Genomic DNA, 22,982 nt, shown 5'->3' with positions numbered 1-22,982 from the left:
GGAAAGCATCACCGCGGTAAGAATCCGATGCTCGGTTTCTATTGGCGCGGAAGTGGGGGCTTACTCAGGGGACAAACGCAACACAATCAGCGTCTCGAAGGATTCCGACTTCTCGGCGATTACCTTCGACCCGAACCCGTTGTCGGCCGCCAGTGATCGAACATCCTCAAGACCGGTCACCGTCGAAATCAGCAGGTAGACACTCCCGTCGGGCCGGAGAACACGCCCGACATCGGCCAGAAATTCTCTGATGACCGCTCGGCCGTCTTCCCCTCCTGTGATTGCCTGCTCCATCCAGTCGTCCCATACTCCCTCGGGCGCGTCTGGGAGATAGGGCGGATTGAAACAGACCACATCGAACGTAGCTGCCCGGAACGGCGAGACGAGGTCGCCTCTGAGAACCGCAAGGTCGCGACCGCGGGCCTGCTCGCAGGCCATGGGGTTCAGGTCGACGCCGACGACCGACGCACCGCTCTCTTCTCGGATGTAGTCGGCGACGTAGCCAGCGCCGGTGCCAACGTCGAGGACAGATGCCCCTCCGTCGATGTCGGCGGCGGCTGTCGACGCGAGCAGATGTGAGTCCTCGGCGGGCTGGTAGACCTGGTCGAGCTCTCTGAGTTCGGTCAGCTGTGGGTGCTCGTCGTCAGTCATTGCGTGTCCGGGTCGCCGACCTCCCAGGCGAGGCGGGTGAGCTGTGCGAACTCGGCCGGCGACACCGACCCGGCCCGGCGACCCATCAGCTCTTCGTCGGCCGCGTCCACGACCGCATCGCCGTCGTCCAACCCCGAAATGTGGGTCGTGTTCCTGACGGCGTTGCGCATCGTCTTCCGGCGCTGTGTGAAGATTGCCTTCAGGAACGTCCGGAAGAACTCGCCGTCCGGGACCGAGTACGACGGCTCGCGGGGGGCAGTCCTGAGAACGGCGCTCTCGACTGCGGGCTGTGGGTCGAACGCCTCGGGCGGTACCGTCTCGACGAGTTCCACGTCGGCGTAGTGATTCGCCGTCACCGAGAGTCGCCCGTACTCGTCGTCACCGGGGCCGGCTGCCATCCGCTCGGCGAACTCCCGCTGGAACATCAACACCAGCGGCACGCCCCGGGGCAACAGCCGGAAGGCGATTTCGCTCGACGCGCCGTACGGGAGATTCGAGACCGACGCAGTAACCGACGGGAGCTCCGCTTCGAGGGCATCACCCTCGATGACGGTCAGCGTCCCCTCGGCGCACTCGGTGGCGAACTCCTCCCGGAGGAACGACGCAAGGCGTGCGTCGCGCTCGATGACGGTCACGCTGTTGGCGACGGCACAGAGTCGGTCTGTCAGCGCACCGGTTCCGCCGCCGATTTCGAGCACGTGGGACGTGTCACCACCGACTTCGGTGAGATAGCCCGGCAGACGGTCCAGCACGCGGTCGTCGACCAAGAAGTGCTGGTCCTGACCGGGGTCGCCGACGACACCTGCTCTGGCACGAAGGGCGTCAGGGTCTCGGGCCTGTCGTGTCATGCTGTAAATACACCCGTCACGTCAATCGTCGTCACGAACGAACAGCTGGTATTTCAGGTCGTCCCCTTTCAGTTCTTCGAGGATGCGCTCTACGACGACGTCTTTCGGGCTGTGGAGGCCGTCGATGCGTTCGTCGAGTTCCTCGAAGCTCTCGAAGGGCTTGCGCTTGCGCTCGTCGAGGATATCGTTCCGGAGTTTCTCGCCGATACCCGGGAACAGATTCAGCTGGTGGAGACGGAGTGTAATCGGCTGTGCGTCGTTGAAGTAGTCGACGAACCGCTGTTCTTCGGCCTCGACCAACTCCTCGATGACGTAATCGAGCTCCGAACTCGCACCGCTTGGCAGGTCACCGTAGTCGATGCTGGTCTGTCGGACGATATCGTCGGTCTCCCCGAGGCGGAACGAATCACCGATAGAGATGTTCGCTCCCTGGTTCATCACGAGTTCGTAGAGGTGGAACGCTCGCTTATCGAGGACGTACGCGAGGGGCTCTTTCTGGTACTGGGGGCGGTCGTCGTCAGTCCGTCCGTGTGCGAGAAAGTCCAGTACGACGACCTCCTCGCTCTCGTCACGTTCGTCGTCGGTCATACCACGATGGTACGACGACTGGCCACTTAAACGTACGCAGGTGGGGACGGCCACCCAGGCGGCGAACACGCCGGGCGAGGCCGAGTTAGACGTACTGGTTGACGACGTTGAGAATTTCGTCGAGTTCGTCGCCAGAGAGGGAGTACCGTTCCTGAGCGAACACTGCGCGGAGTTCATCTCGGTCACGGGGCTTGAGGTCGACGATTTTGTTCGCCGTCTTCTCGTCGACTTTCTCGAGGTCGACCAGCTTGTCGGCGAACTCGCGGGCGTCGTCCGGGTCGAGTTCGGCAAATCGGTTCGTGTGCTCGATGGCCCGCGCGAGTTCGTACCGCATCTCACGCTCGTCGTCGGTCGCGCGCTCGACTTCGAGACGCTCCAGAATCTCTTTGGTCTCGGCAACGGTCAGATACTCCTCGTCGACTTTTTCTTTGAATATTGTCATGATTGGGTCCTGTCGAAGATATTCGCTCGTCGTGTCAGACGGACGAGCCTCGCTGTTCGTGCCGGTATAGATAATCAAGCGAAAAATACCTGCCGAATCTGAGTTGCCTGGGACCCCGCCGCTGTAGCTGTCCCCTGGGGGTGGGTACGAGGCTGGCATCGCCCTCTCATCGTGATTATTGCGAGTCGTTACCGCCGTGGCAACAGCAGACGGAACTCACAGGATGTGACACGACGATTCCTGTCACGTGGTCACGAAAATTACCGCAATAATCACTATCAGAGGTAATTGCCACGCTCTGCAGCAACTGTTTTTTACGAGGACTTACTGGTACCCGGTAGAAATGCCCGAGATACAGCGGACTCGCTCCCGCCGTGACCGCAAGCGGGACGACCAAGGGGGACAACGGTGACCGCCGTAGTCGGTGTCGATGTTGGCGGTACCTTCACCGACATCGTTCTCGTCGCAAACGGCGACATTACGACAGCTAAAGTCTCTTCGACGCCAGACCAGAGCGAGGGCGTCGTCGACGGTATCGAACAGGCCTGCTCTGACGCCGGTATCGACCCCGACGCAGTCACTGAGTTCGTCCACGCAATGACTGTCTCGACGAACGCACTCCTCGAAGGCGACGGTGCGAAGACGGCACTCGTCACGACCGAGGGATTCAGAGACGTCTTGGAGATTGGGCGCCAGACGCGTCCCGACCTGTACGACCTGGAGGCAGAGAAGCCGATGCCACTTGTAGAGCGACGCAATCGGGTCGAACTGCCAGAACGAACGACGGTCGACGGCGACAGAACGCCGCCTGAGTCGGGAGCGCTCGACGACCTCGTAGAGACGTTACAGGAACGTGATATCGAGAGCGTCGCCGTCTCATTCCTGCACTCGTATGTCGACCCGACGAACGAACGGCTCGTCGCCGACCGGCTGACTGACGCGCTCGACGTTCCGGTGTCGCCGTCTCACGAGGTGCTCAACGAGTTCCGGGAGTACGAGCGGACATCGACTACCGCAGTCGACGCCTACGTGACGCCGACCATCGACTCGTATCTCGGTCGCCTCTCCGACCGAGCGACCGAACTGGGGCTACCAGCGCCACAGATTATGCAGTCCAACGGTGGTATCGCTGGTACGGACGACATCCGCGAACACGCCGTCCAGACCGTGCTTTCGGGGCCCGCAGCGGGCGTCGTCGGCGCGCGGGCGACGGCGACAGCACTCGCTGAGGCGGCCGACCTGGAGGGGTTTGTCACCTTCGACATGGGGGGGACATCCAGTGACGTGAGCCTCATCCGAGACGGCGCCGTCGAGCGAACAACCGATAACGAAATCGGAGGCTACCCGATTCGCGTGCCGATGGTCGACGTGAACACTGTCGGCGCTGGCGGCGGTAGCATCGCCTGGGTCGACTCTGGCGGCGCAGTTCGCGTCGGCCCGCGGTCGGCGGGCGCTGAGCCGGGACCCGCCTGTTACGGGCGCGGCGGGACAGCACCAACGGTGACCGACGCTAATCTCGTACTCGGCTACATCAACGAGGACACACAGCTTGGTGGGGAGCTCGAACTGGACCGACAGGCTGCCGTCGACGCCCTCGACCGTCTGGCAGCTCAGGCGGGACTGGACTCTCCGCTCGCGGCCGCTCGGGGTGTCTTCCGGATTGCAAACGCCAACATGACGCGGGCGATTCGCTCGATGACCGTCGAGCGCGGCCACGACCCGCGCGAGTTCGGTCTGGTCGCGTTCGGCGGTGCCGGTCCAATGCACGCCGCTGCGCTCGCGTCGGAGTTGACCGTTCAGACTGTCGTCGTGCCCCACGTCGGCGGCGTGCTCTCGGCGTACGGACTGCTGGCCGCCGACGAGAGCTACGACGCAGTCCGAACACATCAGATGCCGCTGACGGAGGCGACAACTGCCGAGCTGGACGGCGTGTACGCCGACCTGTTCGGCGAACTACCCGTCGACACCGGCCGCGAGGAGGTGGTCGTCCGGCGGTCGGCAGACCTGCGCTATCGCGGCCAGAGCTTCGAGTTGACCGTCGATGTCGAGGCGCCAATCGACACTGAGGGTCTCAAGACGGCATTCGACGCCAGACACGAGCGGGTCTACGGCTACAGAGCCGATGAACCGGTCGAAATCGTCAATCTCCGAGCGACCGCAGCGATTCCGCGGAGCGCCCCCGAGATGGCGGTCTCGGGGGAGTCACTCGACCAACTCGGCGAACAGTCGGCCGTCTTCGAGGGAACGGAGTACACCACACCGGTGTATCGACGGCCGATGACGCCGGGGACGCGTCTCAGTGGGCCGGCGGTTCTCGAACAAGACGAGAGTACAACCGTCGTCCCGCCGGCGTGGGAAGCGACTGTTCGGGAGAATGGCTCACTCGTTCTCACGGAGGGTAACTCGTGACACCACAGGATTCCGACGGCCTGGACCCGGTTTCGCTCGAAGTGTTCCGCAACAAACTCGAAAGCATCGCCGAGGAGATGGGACAAGTCCTCATCCAGAGCGCCTACTCGCCGAATATCAAGGAACGCCAGGACTGCTCGACGGCGTTGTTCGATGCAGACGGCCGGATGGTCGCTCAGGCAGAACACATCCCCGTCCATCTCGGCGCGATGCCCGACGCCGTCGAAGTAGTCACACGCCGGGACCCAGCGCCGGGCGACGCGTACGTCCTCAACGACCCGTTCGAGGGGGGGACCCATCTCCCGGACGTGACCGTCGTCTCGGCGCTCGGAGCCGATGGCACAGTTCTCGGCTACGCTGTCACGCGAGCACATCACGCCGATGTCGGCGGGATGATACCCGGAAGTATGCCCGCCGGGGCGACGGAAATCTACCAGGAAGGGCTCCGCCTGCCCTGCGTTCCGTTGCGGTCCGACGGCGAACTGAACGAGGATATACTCTCTGTCATCCTGGCGAACGTCCGCAACCGGACCGAGCGACAGGCCGACCTCCGGGCCCAACTCGCCGCCCACGACCGGGCCGAAACCCGACTCGAGGACATTCGGGACGAGCACGGCCGTCACGACATCGAACGCGCGTTCGATTCGATTATCGACTACTCGCGCGAGCGGGTGACCGAACAGCTGACCGCGTTTCCAGACGGCAGCTATCGGGCGACTGACGTACTCGAGGGCGACGGCGTGACCGAGAGAGACATTCCAATCGAGGTGACCGTCACCGTCGACGGCGCGGACGTTCACGTCGACTTCACCGGGAGTGCCCGGCAGTGTGAGGGCAACATGAACGCCCCGCTTGCCGTCGCAAAGAGTGCCGTCTACTTCGTCGTTCGGAGCATCACCGACCCCTCGATTCCGCCCAACCACGGGAGCTACGCGACCATCGACGTGGTCGCCCCAGAGGGGACCGTCGTGAATCCCGACCCACCTGCGGCGGTCGTCGGCGGGAACGTCGAGACGAGCCAGCGTATCACAGATGTCGTCTTCGCCGCCTTCGCACAGGCGGTCCCAGAGCGCGTTCCGGCACATTCTCAGGGAACGATGAACAACCTCATCATCGGGAGTCGCGGGCGCGGTGGCTTCACCTACTACGAGACGATTGGCGGCGGGTTCGGCGCTCGCCCGACAAAAGACGGGATGGACGGCGTTCAGGTCGGGATGACGAACACGCTCAACACGCCCGTCGAGGCGCTCGAAGCCGAGTATCCCGTCACCGTCGAAGAGTACTCGTTACGCGAGGATAGCGGTGGTGATGGACAGTACCGCGGCGGACTGGGACTCGTGCGCTCGCTCACAGTCGAGACCGAGGCTGTCGTTTCGGTGCTGACCGAGCGGCGTCGTCACCGTCCCGACGGTGCCGCAGGCGGCAACCCTGGCGCACTGGGCGAGAACACCGTCGACGGAGACCCATTCGGGGCGAAGACGACGCGCGACATCGAACCGGGGACGACGGTGACAATCCGAACGCCAGGCGGCGGTGGGTACGGCCCGCCGGAAGCGCGAGAGCAAGACATGCGCGACCGGGACCGCCGAGACGGAAAAGTCAGCGACCCTGACGACGAGTGACGCCTGTCTTACTCTTGGAGCCGCGCGAGCGTGGTTCCGTCCCGGTCGGACAGTTCGACCATCCCCTCCTCTGAGAGGTCTTCAAGCAGTCCTCGCAGCCACTCGCGGCCGCTGTCGCCCTCAGGCGTGTAATCGACGCGAATCCGCGGACCGAGCTCGTCGAGTGCCAGTTCGCCGTGTTCACTCAGCGCGCGAACGACCCGGCCGCGGAACTGCCGACGGCTCCCCTTGAAACTCGGCTGTGTCGGTACGTCTGGCGCGGTGAAATCGCCCGTCTGGTAGGCGTGACACCACTCGCGCCACGGACAGCCCGACTCGTCACAGATCGGCGTCTGCTCGCAGGCGGTGCCGCCGAGTTCCATGATTGCGTTGTTCCAGAGGCGAGACTCCCCGGCTGGCATGAGTTCACTCGCACGCTGCTCGAATGCGTCGTCGTCATCAGGAACGCCAAACGCCCGATAGAGGACGCGCTTGACGTTGGTGTCGACCACTGCGTCGCCGTTGTTGAACGCGAAACTGGCGACCGCGTTAGCGGTGTACGGACCGACTCCCATCAACTCCTGTAGCCGGTCGGGGCTCTGGGGGAACTCGCCGTCGAACTCATCGCCGACCTGTTGGGCCGCCTCGTGGAGGTACTTCGCGCGGTTGTTGTACCCCAGGCTGTGGTCGGTCCAGAAGCCGACCACGGCCGCGCGGTCGGCCTCGGCGAGTGCCTCGGCGGTCGGCCAGCGGTCGAGGAACGCCTCCCAAGCCTCGACGACGCGGCCGAGCTGAGTCTGTTGGCTCATCACCTCGGAGACGAGAATCTCGTATGGGTCGGTCGTCTCCCGCCAGGGAAACTCGCGGTGGTCGTCCTCGTACCACTCGCGAAGTGCCGCTCTGACGGCATCGCGGTCGATATCGTCGAAGGGCGCGCCGTCGGTCATCACGGAGTGGTGAGGTAGCCACGGGTTTGTGCCTACCGATACGTGTCACCGGTGGCCACAAGTGGAGCGACCGCCTATACAGCGCATGAGTAATACGGACAATCCGCTCGTCGCCGGGCTGTACGACCCTGTGATGGCGATACCTGAGCGGACCGTCCTCCGGCCACACCGAGAGGCACTCGTCGCGGACCTCGCTGGCGACGTGCTCGACCTCGGCGCTGGCACCGGTGCGTTGTTTCAGTACGTCGAGTCGCGGGACGTAACCAGTGTGTGTGCAGTCGAACCAGACCCGGGGATGCGACGCCAGGCTATCGAGCGCGCTGAAGATCTGTCGGCCGATATCACGGTGACTGCTGGCGACGCGCAGGCACTACCGTACGACGACAGGTCGTTCGATGCGGTCATCGCGTCGTTCGCGCTCTGTACAATCCCCGACCACGAGCAGGCTCTCGCCGAGGTAGCGCGTGTCCTGCGAGGCGGCGGTGAGTTTCGATTTCTCGAACACGTCCGCGGTGACGGGCTGAGTGGACGAGTCCACGACCTGCTGGCTCCCGGCTGGCACGCCGTCGCCGGCGGCTGTCATCTCAACCGCGAGACAGACCGACTGTTGCTCGGAGACGACCGCTTCCGGACTATCTCCTTCGAGCGAACCGACGGTCTTACAGATACACTCCTGCCCGTCGTTCGCGGCCGACTCGAACGTCAGCGCTCGGACGGCGGCGGGACGCTCGACAGAGTGGTCGCAGGTCTCACCGGCACATAGTCACAAGCCTTATGAACATCTTTGTCCAACAATGAGCAAGAATGGATACTGAATCGCTCGCCCCAGTCGTCGGGTCGATACTGGACGCGGCCGACACGAGAGGCGGTGACCGCCCTCGACTCTCGGTGTCCCCGCGCTCGTTTCCCGCGGCTGTCGCGACCGCGACAGCCGACGGCCGGGTGCCGGTCATCGCCGAAATCAAGCCCACGTCACCGACCACGGACGGCACGCGGCGAGACGACCCGGTCGAGTTGGCCGAGCAGATGGTTGCCGGCGGTGCAACGGCGCTGTCGGTCCTCACCGAACCGACGCACTTCGGGGGCTCGCCAGACGCACTCGAACGCGTCCGGGAGGCAGTCGAGGTTCCCGTCCTCCGGAAGGACTTCATCCTCCACGAGCGACAACTCGATACCGTCGCGGCCGATATGGTCCTCCTCATCGCGCGGTTCCTCGACGACCTCGACGAGATGGTGACAGCCGCCCGCCAGCGCGGGTTTCAGGTCCTCGTCGAGACTCACACCGCCTCGGAGGTCGAGGCGGCAGTTGAGGCCGGTGCCGACATCGTCGGCGTCAACAACCGGGACCTGACGCAGTTGGAAGTCGACCTCGAAACCTTCGAGCGCGTCGCACCGACGGTCCCCGACGACGTGGTACTGGTGGCAGAGAGCGGTATCGAGACGCGAGCAGCTGTCGAACGGATGCGAGCCGCCGGCGCGGACGCGTTGCTGGTCGGCTCGGCAATCATGGACGGCGACGTATCTGCGAACACGCGGCGACTTACCACGGAGAGAGACAACTCATGAGTTCAATCGGAGAGTTCGGCGACTACGGGGGACAGTACGTGCCGGAGGCGCTGATGCCGGCAATCGAAGAACTGACAGACGCCTACGAGCGGTACGTCTTGCACAACGAGGACGGCTTCATGGACGAGTTCCGGGAACGGCTCAAGGACTTTGGCGGCCGACCGACGCCGCTGCAGTACGCCGACCAGCTCTCGGAGCGCTACGACAAAGACGTCTATCTCAAGCGCGAAGACCTCCTGCACGGCGGCGCACACAAACTGAACAACGCCCTCGGGCAGGTCTTGCTGGCGAAGTACATGGGCAAAGAGCGCATCATCGCAGAGACAGGGGCAGGCCAACACGGGACCGCTACGGCGATGGCGGCGGCCCATCTTGATATGCCCTGTGAGATATACATGGGCGAGACCGACATCGCTCGCCAGCGGCCCAACGTCTTCAGGATGCGGCTCAACGGTGCGGAGGTAAACCCCGTAACGACCGGCCGAGGAACGCTCAAGGAAGCCATCAGCGAGACGATGCGCGACTGGGCGGCTACCGTCGAGCGCACCCACTACGTCATCGGAAGTATCGTCGGACCGGCACCGTTCCCGTCGATGGTGCGAGACTTCCACGCGGTCATCTCCGAAGAGGCTCGCAAACAGATACTCGACACGACCGGTGACCTGCCCGACTCTGTGATGGCCTGTGCCGGTGGCGGGTCGAACACGATGGGGATGTTCGCCGAGTTCATCGACGACCCCGAGGTCGACCTCGTCGCCGTCGAGGCCGGTGGCTCCTCGCTGCAGGTCGACGAAGAGGAGGGCGTCGCACCGAACTCTGCGACGCTTTCGACCGGCGAGGAGGGCGTCCTCCACGGTGCGCGTACGAAGCTTCTCCAGGACTCGGACGGGCAGATTATGGAGTCTCACTCCGTGTCCGCGGGGCTTGACTACGCCGGTGTCGGCCCGGAGCTCGCCCACCTCGTCGACGAGGACCGTGTCATCCCGGCCAACGTCGACGACGACGCCGCCTTAGAGGCGTTCCATCGCCTCTCACAGGACGAGGGAATCATTCCGGCTCTGGAAACCGCCCACGCCTTCGGCTACCTCCACGCGGCGGCGGTCGGTGACCACGAGGACAACCTGGGCGATGTGGTCGTGATAAATGTCTCTGGACGCGGTGACAAGGACCTCGAAACCGTCGTCGAGGAGACGACCGCACGGGATATCGACGCCGGCCCGGAGATGGACCTGTTCCGCCAGGTCGGTCGCTCTGGAGGTGACTCGATGTGAGCCTCGACCGCAACTTCACAGACGAGCCTGCGTTCGTCCCGTATCTGGTGGCCGGCGACCCCACCTACGAGGAGTCGCTCGAATACGTCGAGGCGCTGGCGCGTGGCGGTGCCGACATCGTCGAACTCGGCTTGCCCTTTTCGGAACCGATTGCCGAGGGGTCGACGATTCAGCAGGCAATCGTCCGCGCGCTCGACGGAGGGATGACGCCAAATCGGTACTTCGAGTTCGTCGAAGACCTGACCGTCGAGGTGCCGCTGGTCTGTATGACCTACTACAACCTGGTCTATCAGTACGGACCCTCCGACGGGCCGGCGTCGTTCGTCGAACGGGCCGCACAGGCCGGAATCGAGGGACTCGTGATTCCAGACCTGCCCGCCGAGGAGGCAGACCAGTTGCGCGAGGCCTGTGACGAACACGGGCTGGACCTGGTGTTCATCGTCGCGCCGACGACGACCGACGAGCGGTTAGAACGTATCCGCGAGCAGGTGTCGGGCTACGTCTACGTCCAGGCCCGGCTTGGCACCACCGGTGCACGCGAGGACCTCTCTGACCACACCGCAGAAACGCTCGAACGCATCGGGGAGTGGACGGTCCCGAAGGCGGTCGGGTTCGGCATCAAGACGGGCGAGCACGCACAGCGTATCGTCGACGCGGGTGCCGACGGTATCATCGTGGGTTCGGCGCTGGTGAATCTCGTCGCCGAGGGCGACGACGAGGATATAAGTACTGCCGAAACCGCGACACGAATAGAGAACACGGCGAGCGAGCTGAAAGCTGGCGCGCTGGCCGGACGCGAACAGCCACCTGAGCAACAATGACAACACCAACACACGCCGGAGGTCGGCAGACAGCATGAACACAGGCGTACAGGCGCGACTCGACAGAATCAGCGAAGACGGCCGGTATCTCGTGATTCCGATGGACCACGGCATCACGATGGGCGCAGTCGACGGCCTCGCTGACATCGAATCGACCATCGACGGCGTCACGAGCGGCGGCGCGACGGCCGTACTCACCCAGAAAGGAATTGCACCCCGCGTCCACGACCACAAAAACGGCGCGGGCTACGTCGTCCACCTCAACGGGTCGACGACGCTCGGTCCCGACGAGAACGACAAGCGTATTACCGGTACCGTCGAGGACGCGATTCGCGTCGGAGCCGACGCGGTTTCTGTTCACATCAACGTCGGCAGCACCTACGAGCGCGAACAGATAGCCGACCTCGGCGAGATTACGACCAAAGCCGCGGAGTACGGCATGCCGGTACTCGCGATGACATACGCCCGCGGCCCGGATGTCAGCGACAAGAGCGACCCCACGGCCTACGCCGAGGACGTTGCCCACGCCGTCAGACTGGGCGAAGAACTCGGGGCCGACGTGGTGAAAACGTCGTACACCGGCACACCCGAGAGCTTCGAACGCGTCGTCGAGGCGACACGGCTGCCGGTCGTCATCGCCGGCGGTAGCAAAGGCACCGACCGAGAGACTCTGGAGACCGTGGCCGGCGCGATGGACGCGGGTGCGGCAGGTGTTTCGACCGGCCGGTCGGTGTTCCAGCACCAGAACCCCCGTGCTATCACGGACGGAATCGCCGCCGTCGTCCGCGACGGCGTCGACCCCGAAGCTGCCGCCAAAGAGGCAGGCCTGACCGCCGAGGCGTAAGTCGTTACGCACGTTCTGTATCCGAAGGTGCCCGTGTCGAGCGCGGCGAATCGAGTCACTCGATTACAGAACCCTTTTTACGACGGTGGACCGTCAAATTTGCAACGATGATTGGGAGGCCTGACGTATGACGATGGAGGACCGAATCGAGGAGCTTCGTGAGCTCCGCGAACAGGCGCGTACGGGTGGCGGCGAAGACCGCATCGAGAAACAACACGAGCGCGGGAAGATGACCGCCCGCGAGCGCATCGAGTACTTCCTCGACGACGGTACCTTCACCGAGTTCGACCAGCTCCGAACCCACCGGTCACACACCTTCGAGATGGAAGACCGGGAGTTCCTCGGTGACGGCGTTGTCACCGGCTACGGGAAAGTGGACGGCCGAACTGTCTTCGTCTTCGCCCACGACTTCACTGTCTTCGGTGGGTCGCTGGGTGAGGTATTCGCCGAGAAGGTGACAAAGGTGATGGACCGGGCGATTGAGACCGGCGCGCCCATCATTGGCCTCAACGACTCGGCCGGTGCCCGCATCCAGGAGGGTATCGACTCGCTTGCTGGCTACGCCGAAATCTTCCACCGCAATCAGCAGGCAAGCGGTGTCGTCCCCCAGATTTCGGCTATCATGGGTCCCTGTGCCGGCGGCGCGGTCTACTCGCCAGCTATCACCGACTTCATTATGATGGTCGAAGAGACCAGCCACATGTTCATCACGGGGCCGGATGTTATCGAGACGGTTACCGGCGAGGAGGTCGGCTTCGACGAACTCGGCGGGGCAAACACCCACGCCTCGGAGTCCGGCGTCGCGGACCTCACCTCGGCCGACGAGGAGGCCGCGCTCGACGACCTCCGGCACCTGCTCTCTTATCTCCCACAGAACAACGTCGAAGACCCGCCACGGGTCGACCCGTGGGACGACCCCGAGCGCCGGGACGACGAACTTCGGTCTATCGTCCCCGACGCCCCACGGAAGCCCTACGACATGACCGATGTCATCGGGCGCGTCACCGACGAGGGCTCGTTTTTCGAGGTCGGCGACGCCTTCGCCAGGAACCTCGTCATCGGGTTCGCCCGGCTGGACGGCCACGCAATCGGGGTCGTCGCCAACCAGCCCCGGGTCAACGCCGGCACGCTCGACATCGACTCCTCGAAGAAGGGTGCACGCTTCGTCCGCTTCTGTGATGCATTCAACATCCCCATTCTGACGTTCGTCGACGTACCCGGCTTCATGCCCGGCACCGACCAGGAACACAACGGCATCATCATGGAGGGAGCGAAGCTCTTGTACGCGTTCTCGGAGGCGACGGTTCCGCTGATGACCGTCATCACGCGGAAGGCCTACGGCGGAGCCTACGACGTGATGGCCTCGAAACACATCGGCGCAGACGTGAACTACGCCTGGCCGACGGCAGAAATCGCGGTCATGGGGCCAAAGGGCGCAGTCAACGTCCTCTATGACGAGGAACTGGAGGCGGCCGAAGACCCCGAACAGCGCCGCCAGGAACTCATCGACGAGTACCGCGAGCAGTTCGCGAATCCCTACATCGCGGCCGACCGCGGCTTCGTCGACGACGTGCTCGAACCCGAGGAGACGCGACCACAGCTCATCAGCGACCTGGAGATGCTGCGGTCGAAACGCAAATCCCAGCCCGAGAGGAAACATGGCAACATCCCGCTCTGAGGAGGACCCGACGGTCTCGACACCGGCCGGACAGCTCAACATCCCGGCGAGCGCCTCGCCGGCACAGGTGGCGGCCATCGCGGCGGCCGTCGGTGCACACATCAGGGACCAGCGGGTCGCCACAGCGGCCGCGGCCGACACCGACGACGAGGAAACGTGGGACGGCAAGCGGTTCGCGTTCGCCGGCCGACTGGAGGCGACGACCGACTGCAGTGGTCGGGTTCCGCGAGCGGCACCGACCGACAGATGGACTGCAGCAGGCAGACGAGACAGGTTCAACAGGTAAACCATGACAGGTGACGAATTCGACAAGATTCTGGTAGCGAACCGTGGCGAGATTGCCGTGCGGGTCATGCGGGCCTGCCGGGACCTCGGCATCGAGACAGTCGCGGTCTACAGCGAGGCCGACAAAGACGGCGGCCACGTCCGGTATGCCGACGAGGCCTACAACGTCGGGCCCGCCCGTGCCGCCGACTCCTATCTCGACCACGAGGCGATAATCGAGACGGCACAGCGAGCCGATGCAGACGCCATCCATCCGGGATACGGCTTTCTCGCCGAAAACGCCGAGTTTGCCGGGAAAGTCGAGGCGGCCGAGGGCGTCACGTGGATAGGTCCCTCCAGCGACGCGATGGAGCGGCTGGGCGAGAAGACAAACGCCCGGAGCATCATGCAGGAGGCAGACGTTCCCATTGTGCCGGGCACGACCGACCCCGTCGACGACCCCGAAGAAGTCGTCGAGTTCGGCGAGGAGTACGGCTTTCCCGTCGCTATCAAGGCAGAGGGCGGTGGCGGCGGCCGCGGGATGAAGGTCGTCCGGGGTGCCGACGAGGCCGCCGACAAACTCGACAGCGCCAAACGTGAGGGCGAGGCCTACTTCGACAACGCTTCCGTCTATCTCGAACGCTTCCTCGAAACGCCGCGTCACGTCGAGGTCCAGATTCTGGGCGACGAACACGGTGAGGTCCGCCATCTCGGCGAGCGGGACTGCTCGCTCCAGCGGCGCCACCAGAAAGTCATCGAGGAGGGCCCTTCACCTGCGCTCTCGCCGGCACTGCGAGAGCAAATCGGCGAGGCCGCGCGCCGGGGCGTCCGTGCAGCAGACTACACGAACGCCGGCACCGTCGAGTTCCTCGTCGAGGAAGACCCCGACCGAGACCCCGACGAGTTGCTCGGCCCGGAGACCGACTTCTACTTCCTCGAAGTGAACACGCGCATTCAGGTCGAACACACCGTCACCGAGGAGATTACGGACATCGACATCGTCAAGTGGCAGATTCGCATCGCAGAGGGCGAACAGCTCTCGTTCGAACAGGAGGATGTCGACATCGAGGGACACGCCTTCGAGTTCCGTATCAACGCCGAGAACGCCGCCGAGGAGTTCGCGCCGGCGACCGGCGGCAGACTGGACACATACGACCCGCCGGGCGGTGTCGGTGTCAGGATGGACGACGCGCTCCGGCAGGGCGACGACCTCGTGACCGACTACGACTCGATGATTGCCAAACTCATCGTCGCCGGTTCGGACCGCGAGGAGGCAATCGCCCGCTCGAAGCGCGCCCTCGCCGAGTTCGAGGTCGAGGGCATCGTGACCATCATCCCGTTCCACCGGCTGATGCTCGACGACGAGCGGTTCGTCGAGGGCAAACACACGACGAAATACCTCGACGAGCACATCGACCGGTCGCGCATCGACGATGCCCAAGAGACGTGGGGAACCGCGACCGTCGAATCAGACGACGAGGACACGACCACGCGAGAGTTCACCGTCGAGGTCGACGACCAGCGCTTCGAGGTCGAACTCGAAGAACACGGCGCGCCCGCAATTCAGGTCGACGAGGCGGCGACCGAGACCAGCGGCGAGCGGCCAGGGCGTGCGGGCTCCGGTGGAACCGACGACGAACCCGAGGTCAGCGGCGACGGCGAGACGGTCACTGCAGAGATGCAGGGGACTATCCTCGATATCAACGTCGCCGAGGGGGACGATGTCAGTCAGGGTGATATCCTCTGTGTGCTCGAAGCCATGAAGATGGAAAACGACATCGTCGCTGAGTACGGGGGCACCGTTCAGGACGTGCGCATCTCCGAGGACGAAAGCGTCGACATGGGCGACGTGATGTTCGTCATCGAGTAGCTGTCGTCTGTCGCTTCCGACGAAACCGGTGAACCGTCTGTATTCCGGCGCTGTCCGGCGGTGGACCTCCGATTGCTACGACCTGTTCTCCGTGCGTTGGTGTCATTGTAGTATAATAATACCTACTCTGTTACCGGGGGTGACTATGACTTTTCGACCGCTAGCATGTTGTATGCTCAATGCAGTACGGAACTCATATGCGGTAAAACTCATTCTCGGGTACGTGGTCACCGGGAGTATGGTGACAGCCGTCGGCCTCGTGACAGAGAGTGTCGGGGCGGCGATTTTGATGACGTGGGCCGGACTGCTGGCCCTTGGCTCGATTACAGGGACGAACACAATCGCATCGATTGTCGAACTCGAACAACGTGCGACTGACATCGCAGATGGGAAACTCGACACCGAACTCCGGTCCGGGCGGAATGACGAGTTCGGACAACTGTACGACGCAATCGATGTGATGCGAAACTCGCTGTCACAGCAGCTCGAATCCGTCGAGCAGGCCAGAACCGAGGCTCAACAGGAGCGTGAGCGCGCAGAACAGGCTCGGCTGGAGGCAGAAAAAGCAGAGCAGGAGGCGACCGAACTCGCCGAGGCGTACCAGGAGACGGCACAGCGGTACGCGACGACGATGCAACAGGTCGCCGACGGGGACCTCTCGATACGTATCGACGTCGATACGGAGCGCGACGCGATGGAGACAATCGGCCACGAATTCAACCGGACGGTGGACGACCTCGAAGAGGCGCTCCGGGCAGTCAACAGCTTCGCCGGGGACATACAGCGCGATACCGACGAACTCGTGCAACTGACAAACGACGCGGAGTCGGTCGTCGACCGGGCTGTCGAGACCGCAGGCGAGATAGCGGGCGACTCGAAAGCGCAGCGCGAACAACTCGAAGCCATCGGACAGGACATCGACAACATGTCTGCGGCCGCAGAGCAGATTGCCGCGACCGCTGACGACCTCTCTGCGACCAGTGACAGCGCGACCGCTGCCAGTCGACAGGCCCGCGACGCCGCGAACGATGCTATCGGTGAGATGGAAGCGATAGAGCGAGAGACGGCCGAGGCAGTCGAGCAAATCGAGTCCCTGACCGACAGTACGGAGGAGATTACCGAAATCGTCGAGGTCATCAACGATATCGCAGACCAGACGAACATGCTCGCGCTGAACGCGTCGATCGAAGCCGCCAGAGCCGGGAAGGGCGCGAGTAACGACGCAGGCGACGGGTTCGCCGTCGTCGCCGACGAGGTCAAAAGCCTCGCTGAAGAGACACGCGAGCGGGCAGAAGAAATCTCGCGGATGGTCAGAGAAGTACGCCAGGAGACCGCTGACGCCGCCGACTCCGTACGTTCCACCCGGGAACGCGTCGACCGGGGAACCGATACGGTCGAGTCCGCGCTGCAGGAAATCGATACGATTGCCGACGCGACAGAGGAAATCGACGACGGAATCGCCGAAATCAGTAGCGCCACCGCCGACCAGGCCGAGACGGTCCAGACGACCGCAGCGGCGGTCAACGAGGTGTCAGAAATCAGCCGGGAAGCGGAGTCGACCGCCGGGACTGTTGCCGACTCCATCGAGAGCCAGCGCGAACGGTTCGAAGCAATCGCGAACACACTCGACGAGTTCGAGCGCAACGCTGGGGAACTCGTCGGCGAACTGTCTCGATTCCGGCTAAACGACACTCAGTCCGCGAATCCAATGCTGACGGCTGAGAAGGGTGGTCAGCGATGACAGACCTCGCGGTCACCGTTTCGTACTCGCTGAGCGCGCTGGGACTGCTCGCTGGGGTCGGCGTCGTACTCGCGATGATGCGTAGCTCTCGGGTCGATTCCGACCGTGGAAAGTTCGCCTGGCTCTTGGTCATCCCTAGCTTCGCTGGGCTATCGTACGTCTTGATGACGCTCAATATCGGCATCGTCGAAGTCGGCGACACTGAGGTCTACCTATTCCGGTACCTCGACTGGCTCGTGACGACGCCGCTTCTGGTCGGCTACGTGGGATACGTCGCCGGTGCGCCGCGGAAATGGATTGCTGCCGTCGCCGGCGCAGACGCGCTGATGATTGCCGTCGGACTCGGCGCGACACTGGCGACGGGAATCGCGACGTGGGTCGGCTTCGCGGTTTCCGGCGGCTTTCACGTCGTCTTACTCGGGGTCCTCTACCTCGTCTTCCCCCGGTTTGCACGCGAGAACCGGGAGCGGTACCGCCTGTTCAAAATCTTGCAAAACCACGTCGGCCTGCTGTGGCTCGCCTATCCGGTGTTGTGGATTGCCAGCCCGGCTGGTTTCGAATACATCTCTGCGGTCGGGACTGCGATGATAATCGCGTACATCGACCTGGTTGCGAAGACGCCGTACGTCTATTTCGTCTACAGCGAACGCGCCTGCTTCGCGGTCGACCCGGTTAGCGCCGATGACGCTGAGACCGACCGCACCATCGACACCGACGAAATGACAGTAGCCGACGACTGATAGTGATTATTGCGAGTCGTTATCGCCGTGGTAACAGCAGACGGAGGTCACGGGATGTGACACGACGATTCCTGTCACGTGGTCACGAAAACTACCGCAATAATCACTATCAGACTGCCGGGCGAGCGCCGCTCGGTCTCGGTTCTCTCAGTCGGTATCTGTGTGAAACTTTCTTCGGAGCGAGGGGACAATCCCTCTCCGGTAACCCGACAGTGACCGCCGAGAGAGCCTCTCGACAGAACCGGCGGGAGTCACTGTACAGACTCGAACTCAACTTCGGCACCGTCTACCGCGCCGTCGAGTCCGTCCTCGACGGCAGCGGAGACGGTAGCCACTTCGTCGTCCTCGATTGGGTCGTGAGAGAACTGGTCGCGCTGTTGTTCGGTAATCGTCTCTTCGCCGGCGACGTCCAGGTAGAGGTCTCTGAGGGTGTCTGTGTTCGTCGCCATAGTTACCTAAATCTATGTTTGAACTACTATATAAATCTTGCCCAAAGTTTGCCGTCCGTTGGCCCCGACCCAAACCCACATGTGGGCGGAATTGCAACCTGCGTAGTATGCAAGCCACCCGAGGGCAGATTCTCGACGCGCTGTCAGAGGGCCCACGGACCGGACCCGCACTCGCCGACGAGTTGGATATCACGCGCGCAGCGGTCTGGAAACACATCGAGGCGCTCAGGGACGCAGGGTTCGAAGTCACGGGCGGCTCCGCGGGATACGAACTCGAAGCCATCCCCGCCTACGGCGCGCCAGCAATTGAGTTTGGGCTGGAGGCGCCGTACGAAATCGAGTACCACAACTCAGTCGGGAGTACGAACCAGCGCGCCCGAGAGCTTGCGACGGAGGGTGCGGAGAATGTGGTCGTCGTCGCGGACGAACAGACTGGTGGCCGTGGACGACTCGAACGCGAGTGGGCCTCCCCCAGCGGCGGCATCTGGCTTTCTCTGTTGCTCCGTCCGACGCTGCCGACGACACACGCCCCGCTGGTCACGATGGCCGCAGCCGTCGCGACTGCGGAGGCGGTCGGGTCTGCCGGCGTCGAGCCGACAATCAAGTGGCCAAACGACGTGCTCGTCGACGGCAAGAAAGTCTCGGGCATTCTGACAGAGATGGAAGGAGAGGCCGACAGCATCTCGTGGCTCGTCGTCGGCATCGGCATCAACGCAAACGTCGACGCCGACGCGCTTCCAGAGGACCGGGCGACGAGTCTGCAGGCGCTGTGTGGTGAGGTCGAGCGCCGGGCGGTCGTTCAGACGCTGCTCGAATCGATGGCGGACTTGCTCGACGACCGCGACAAGATTCTCCCCGAGTGGCGAGCGCGCTCGGGCACGCTCGGCCGTCGCGTAAGCGTCGACACGCCGGACGGTCCGGTCGTCGGCGAAGCCGTCGATATCGAGTCCCCCGGTGCGTTGCTCGTCGACACTGAGAACGGCAGACGGCGGGTGACTGTCGGCGACTGCGAACACCTCCGTCCCGAGTAAATCAGGGGTAGACGACTTCTGTTACGTCTTGGACGCTGGCGCGACGGACTACTGCGCGCACGGGGTCGGTCGCACCCGATAGATTTGGCGAGTCGCCGTCTACCACCAGCAGTGCCGCGGGTCGGCCCGCCTCGATACAGCCACAGTCCAGTCCCGCGATCTCGGCACCGTTTCTCGTCGCCATCGAGAGCACTTCGCGGCTGGAGACATCTGCGATTTTCTCGACGAAAGCCATCTCACGGAACATCGAGGGGCTGTTGAGAAAGACGTTGTCGGTCCCGAGCGCGACCGTCGTTCTGTCGAGGAGGTCACGGACCGGCGGCAGGCCAACGCCCGTGGCCGCGTTCGAGCGCGGACAGACCACGACCGGCATCTCGCTGTCTGCGATGCGTTCGAGGTGAAGGTCCTCCGCGTGCACCATGTGGACCAGAAAGTCAGGGCCGAGGTCGAGCGCCGGGTTGATATCGCTACTGTCGACCTCGCCGGCGTGGATGCCGAACAGTTTATCGGCCTCTCTGGTAGCACTGCGCTCGCTGGCGAACTCGCCGTCGCCCGCGCCGCTGGCTCCGAATCCGTCACTCGCCTCCATTGCCGCTGTCGACTCCCGACCGAGAACGACACCGGTCACGGGATGGTCTTCGAGCAAGTCGGTGAGCAGTTCGACGCCGGCGACGCCACCCTCCCGGAACTCGACGAATGCGGCCGTCCCAGCCTGTTGCATGTATTCGAGCGTGTCGGCCATCGCCGCTGTCTTCTCCTCGGCCGAAGCCTGTCTGAGTAGCCGGTGTTTGAGACCGTCCGGCGGTGCGACTAACTCCGGAAGCGTCAGCCCCTCGCCGGCCTCCTTGGCGATAGAGTCGCCGATGTGGGTGTGTGCGTTGACGAACGCGGGTAGAATGATGTCCGAACTCCGGGCGGTCGCCTCCTCGATGTCGGTGATTGTCCCGTCCTCGACGACGACGCGCCCTTCCACGGGCTCGAAGGTCTCCCCGCGGAGGATAGTCCCCTCAAACAACATAGTCGGAACTCGTGGCCCGGCGGTATTAGTCCCACCGACCGTCCGACAATTGCACCAACGAGGCTTAGTACGGCCACACGCAAGCGTTGGCATGGTGTTCTCATCGGTGCTGTCGGTGGACGTGGTCCTGTTTCTCACCATCGGGGCGCTCGGCGGTGCCCACTGTATCGGCATGTGTGGGCCGCTTGTTACCATCTACGCCAGTAACATGGATTCGACGCGCGCCGACGGCGGTACACAGACCGTCGGCAGCAGTCGACGCGGCGCACATCTGACGCTGTACGAGGTTCGCCAGCACGCCCTGTTCAACGTCGGCCGGGCGGTGAGCTATGCACTGTTGGGCGCGGTGATGGGCGCACTCGGTGGCTTGCTTTACGTGAGTGTCGACGAAGTGACGACGATTGCCAGCCTCGTCCGGGGCGTCGTCGGCGTCGGTATCGGTATCGGTGTCGTCGTCATGGGGCTCTACTACGTGGCCGGGCGCACGACCTTCGGACTCACGTTGCCGGGGACAGAACGCGTCAGCGCCTGGCTGACGGGCTGGGTCGAACGCCTGGCTGGCGGCCCGGGAATCATGGGGCTCGGTGCGTTACACGGTCTGTTGCCGTGTCCGATTCTGTATCCGGCGTATCTCTATGCCTTCGCGAGTGGGTCACCGCTCGCCGGTGGCGTCGCCCTTGGTGCCCTCGGCGTCGGCACTATCCCCGCGGTGTTCGTCTACGGGACACTCATCGACAGCGTCGACGCCGCTCACCGCCGGCGGCTTCACCGGGTGCTCGGCGTCGCCTTCGTCGCACTCGGCTACGTGCTATTTGCCCACGGGCTGATGAGTCTCGGTTATCACATCCCGCATCCGATGTTCCCGTTCTGGAATCCCCTGGAGATGGGCGGCCACTAGGCGCGTTCGACTGTCACACCACAACCTGAAAACCGATGGAGTTCGTATGTTACTTTCATGGACCTGCCAGACTCGTCAGAGCTCTCACGCCGGGACTACCTTCGGGCGCTGGTGGCCGCCGGTGGGACGGCCGCACTGTCGGCCTGTCTCGACAGCTCGGGCGACTCTCCCGTCCCGACAGGTGACCCCGACGCGCGGCCGCAGCGCCAGCACGCCTGGAACGATGCGCTCGCGACAGACGACGACGGAAATCCGCAAAATCCAGAACATCACGTACTCCTCGCCCTGGAACTGACCGCCGACGTCGACGACGACAGCAGAGCACAGGTCGAGTCCGCACTGCGGTCCCTGGAGTCGGCATACGCATACGACAACGACGGCCTGTTGTTCACGATGGGATACTCCCCGTCGTATTTCGAGACAGTCGGCACAGACCCGCCGCTACCTGAACCTGAGGCCCTGACCACAATCGAGTCCCCGGAGTTCGACGACTTCGATTCGCTCGTCCACCTTGCGAGTGACAACGCCAACGTCGTCCTCGAAGCCGAGGAGGCGCTGTTCGGCGAGGTCACCCCGAACGACACCGAGATGGAGGCCACTTTCGAAGGCGTCTTCGAGCGCGGGGAGCCACGCCGGACCGGATTCGTCGGCGCGGGACTGCCGGCAGACCACACCGATATGCCCGGCGTCCCCGAATCAGTGCCTGACGAGGCGCCGTTTTTCATGGGCTTTCGGTCGGGATTCGCCGAGAGTCAGGCCCCCGAGTCCCGCGTCACGATATCTGAGGGACCGTACGCCGGCGGAACGACGACCCACGTCGAGTCGCTGACGCTCCAGCTTCGCACCTGGTTCGAACAGGACAACCACTTCCAGCGGGTCGCCAAGCTGTTCAGTCCAGACCACGCCAAAGAGGAGCGGGTCGGCTCGGTCGGTGAGCGCCTCGGCGCGTCGACCGGTGTGGCTGGCGAGATAGCCGACGATACGGCCGAAGACGCCCGAGAGTTCGGGACGGTCGGCCACGCACAGAAGACGGCGCGGGCCCGCGACGACGACGGGACACCGCCCCTGCTCCGGCGGGATTTCAACACCGTCGACGGCGACCAGCCGGGTGTGCACTTTCTGGCTCACCAGCGCCAAATCGGGGACTTCGTTCGCGCTCGACGGGCGATGGCCGGCGAAGACATCGCGGGCGAAGGGGTCGGCCAGCGCCTGAACAACGGTATCCTGCAGTATATCTTCGTCCGCCGCCGAGGGAACTTCCTCGTCCCACCCCGGGAGAAGCGGGCACTTCCGACGGCCTGAATT

22 protein-coding genes are annotated in these 22,982 nt (G+C 63.8%); 15 read left to right on the top strand and 7 right to left on the bottom strand.

Annotation, left to right across the window (positions count from 1 at the left end; translation table 11 throughout):
* Positions 1-60: 60 nt before the first annotated feature.
* From BLR34_RS09480 to BLR34_RS09465, 4 genes are all read right to left on the bottom strand, one after another.
* Entirely contained in the window at positions 61-651 is a 591-nt protein-coding gene (locus BLR34_RS09480) for a HemK2/MTQ2 family protein methyltransferase (protein WP_092702358.1), read from the bottom strand.
* On the bottom strand, positions 648-1,499 hold the full coding sequence (locus BLR34_RS09475) for a 16S ribosomal RNA methyltransferase A (RefSeq protein WP_092702357.1): 852 nt from the start codon (positions 1,497-1,499) through the stop codon (positions 648-650). Before BLR34_RS09475 ends, BLR34_RS09480 begins: the two co-directional genes overlap by 4 nt.
* Before the next feature lie 21 nt (positions 1,500-1,520).
* Entirely contained in the window at positions 1,521-2,087 is a 567-nt protein-coding gene (locus BLR34_RS09470; protein ID WP_092702356.1) for a DUF655 domain-containing protein, read from the bottom strand.
* An 85-nt stretch (positions 2,088-2,172) separates the two neighbouring features.
* Positions 2,173-2,529, bottom strand: coding sequence for an RNA polymerase Rpb4 family protein (locus BLR34_RS09465; RefSeq protein WP_092702556.1), 357 nt, complete (start codon positions 2,527-2,529; stop codon positions 2,173-2,175).
* Positions 2,530-2,937: 408 nt separating this feature from the next.
* On the opposite strand from BLR34_RS09465, the gene BLR34_RS09460 reads away from it, so the two are divergent.
* Both BLR34_RS09460 and BLR34_RS09455 read left to right on the top strand, forming a co-directional pair.
* Positions 2,938-4,938: a hydantoinase/oxoprolinase family protein gene (locus BLR34_RS09460; protein ID WP_092702354.1), complete on the top strand. Its 2,001-nt coding sequence runs from the start codon at positions 2,938-2,940 to the stop codon at positions 4,936-4,938.
* Complete coding sequence (locus BLR34_RS09455) at positions 4,935-6,560, top strand: hydantoinase B/oxoprolinase family protein (protein ID WP_176765285.1); 1,626 nt, start codon at positions 4,935-4,937, stop codon at positions 6,558-6,560. Before BLR34_RS09460 ends, BLR34_RS09455 begins: the two co-directional genes overlap by 4 nt.
* 8 nt (positions 6,561-6,568) lie before the next feature.
* Here BLR34_RS09455 and BLR34_RS09450 read toward each other — a convergent pair whose 3' ends face one another.
* On the bottom strand, positions 6,569-7,486 hold the full coding sequence (locus BLR34_RS09450) for an HhH-GPD family protein (RefSeq protein ID WP_092702352.1): 918 nt from the start codon (positions 7,484-7,486) through the stop codon (positions 6,569-6,571).
* An 85-nt stretch (positions 7,487-7,571) separates the two neighbouring features.
* On the opposite strand from BLR34_RS09450, the gene BLR34_RS09445 reads away from it, so the two are divergent.
* The 10 genes from BLR34_RS09445 (at position 7,572) to BLR34_RS09400 (ending at position 18,281) form a co-directional block, all read left to right on the top strand.
* On the top strand, positions 7,572-8,249 hold the full coding sequence (locus tag BLR34_RS09445) for a class I SAM-dependent methyltransferase (protein WP_092702350.1): 678 nt from the start codon (positions 7,572-7,574) through the stop codon (positions 8,247-8,249).
* Positions 8,250-8,290: 41 nt separating this feature from the next.
* A complete protein-coding gene (trpC, locus tag BLR34_RS09440) occupies positions 8,291-9,052 on the top strand; it encodes an indole-3-glycerol phosphate synthase (protein WP_092702348.1) in 762 nt (253 codons plus the stop codon).
* Positions 9,049-10,323 (top strand): tryptophan synthase subunit beta, encoded by a 1,275-nt coding sequence (trpB, locus tag BLR34_RS09435; RefSeq protein WP_092702346.1) that lies wholly within the window; start codon positions 9,049-9,051, stop codon positions 10,321-10,323. Before trpC ends, trpB begins: the two co-directional genes overlap by 4 nt.
* Complete coding sequence (trpA, locus tag BLR34_RS09430; RefSeq protein ID WP_092702344.1) at positions 10,320-11,144, top strand: tryptophan synthase subunit alpha; 825 nt, start codon at positions 10,320-10,322, stop codon at positions 11,142-11,144. Before trpB ends, trpA begins: the two co-directional genes overlap by 4 nt.
* Before the next feature lie 34 nt (positions 11,145-11,178).
* Positions 11,179-11,988 (top strand): 2-amino-3,7-dideoxy-D-threo-hept-6-ulosonate synthase, encoded by an 810-nt coding sequence (locus tag BLR34_RS09425; protein WP_092702342.1) that lies wholly within the window; start codon positions 11,179-11,181, stop codon positions 11,986-11,988.
* A 127-nt stretch (positions 11,989-12,115) separates the two neighbouring features.
* On the top strand, positions 12,116-13,666 hold the full coding sequence (locus BLR34_RS09420) for an acyl-CoA carboxylase subunit beta (protein ID WP_092702340.1): 1,551 nt from the start codon (positions 12,116-12,118) through the stop codon (positions 13,664-13,666).
* Complete coding sequence (locus BLR34_RS09415) at positions 13,647-13,952, top strand: DUF8022 family protein (RefSeq protein ID WP_092702338.1); 306 nt, start codon at positions 13,647-13,649, stop codon at positions 13,950-13,952. The genes BLR34_RS09420 and BLR34_RS09415 overlap by 20 nt, the downstream gene beginning before the upstream one ends.
* 3 nt (positions 13,953-13,955) lie before the next feature.
* Positions 13,956-15,800, top strand: coding sequence for an acetyl-CoA carboxylase biotin carboxylase subunit (locus tag BLR34_RS09410; protein ID WP_092702336.1), 1,845 nt, complete (start codon positions 13,956-13,958; stop codon positions 15,798-15,800).
* Positions 15,801-16,038: 238 nt separating this feature from the next.
* Positions 16,039-17,541 (top strand): HAMP domain-containing methyl-accepting chemotaxis protein, encoded by a 1,503-nt coding sequence (locus BLR34_RS09405; RefSeq protein WP_176765284.1) that lies wholly within the window; start codon positions 16,039-16,041, stop codon positions 17,539-17,541.
* On the top strand, positions 17,538-18,281 hold the full coding sequence (locus BLR34_RS09400; protein ID WP_092702332.1) for a bacteriorhodopsin: 744 nt from the start codon (positions 17,538-17,540) through the stop codon (positions 18,279-18,281). Before BLR34_RS09405 ends, BLR34_RS09400 begins: the two co-directional genes overlap by 4 nt.
* 251 nt (positions 18,282-18,532) lie before the next feature.
* On the opposite strand, the gene BLR34_RS09395 is transcribed toward BLR34_RS09400, so the two are convergent.
* The gene (locus tag BLR34_RS09395; RefSeq protein ID WP_092702330.1) at positions 18,533-18,730 is read right to left on the bottom strand and encodes a hypothetical protein; all 198 of its coding nucleotides are present in this window, start codon (positions 18,728-18,730) and stop codon (positions 18,533-18,535) included.
* A 107-nt stretch (positions 18,731-18,837) separates the two neighbouring features.
* Here BLR34_RS09395 and BLR34_RS09390 point away from each other — a divergent pair, with 107 nt between their 5' ends.
* Entirely contained in the window at positions 18,838-19,761 is a 924-nt protein-coding gene (locus BLR34_RS09390) for a biotin--[acetyl-CoA-carboxylase] ligase (RefSeq protein ID WP_092702329.1), read from the top strand.
* Position 19,762: 1 nt separating this feature from the next.
* Here the strand turns inward: BLR34_RS09390 and BLR34_RS09385 are convergent, their stop codons facing one another.
* Entirely contained in the window at positions 19,763-20,779 is a 1,017-nt protein-coding gene (locus BLR34_RS09385; RefSeq protein WP_092702327.1) for an amidohydrolase family protein, read from the bottom strand.
* Positions 20,780-20,870: 91 nt separating this feature from the next.
* Between BLR34_RS09385 and BLR34_RS09380 the strand changes: the two genes are divergently transcribed.
* Both BLR34_RS09380 and BLR34_RS09375 read left to right on the top strand, forming a co-directional pair.
* Complete coding sequence (locus BLR34_RS09380; RefSeq protein WP_092702325.1) at positions 20,871-21,677, top strand: sulfite exporter TauE/SafE family protein; 807 nt, start codon at positions 20,871-20,873, stop codon at positions 21,675-21,677.
* Positions 21,678-21,734: 57 nt separating this feature from the next.
* Complete coding sequence (locus BLR34_RS09375) at positions 21,735-22,979, top strand: DUF7405 family protein (protein WP_092702323.1); 1,245 nt, start codon at positions 21,735-21,737, stop codon at positions 22,977-22,979.
* The last annotated feature ends 3 nt before the right edge of the window (positions 22,980-22,982 follow it).

It is taken from the genome of Halovenus aranensis (assembly GCF_900100385.1).
Taxonomy (GTDB): Archaea; Halobacteriota; Halobacteria; order Halobacteriales; family Haloarculaceae; genus Halovenus; species Halovenus aranensis.
The sequence above is the reverse complement of the archived record's forward strand: the minus strand, read 5'-3'. Positions and strand labels throughout refer to the sequence as shown.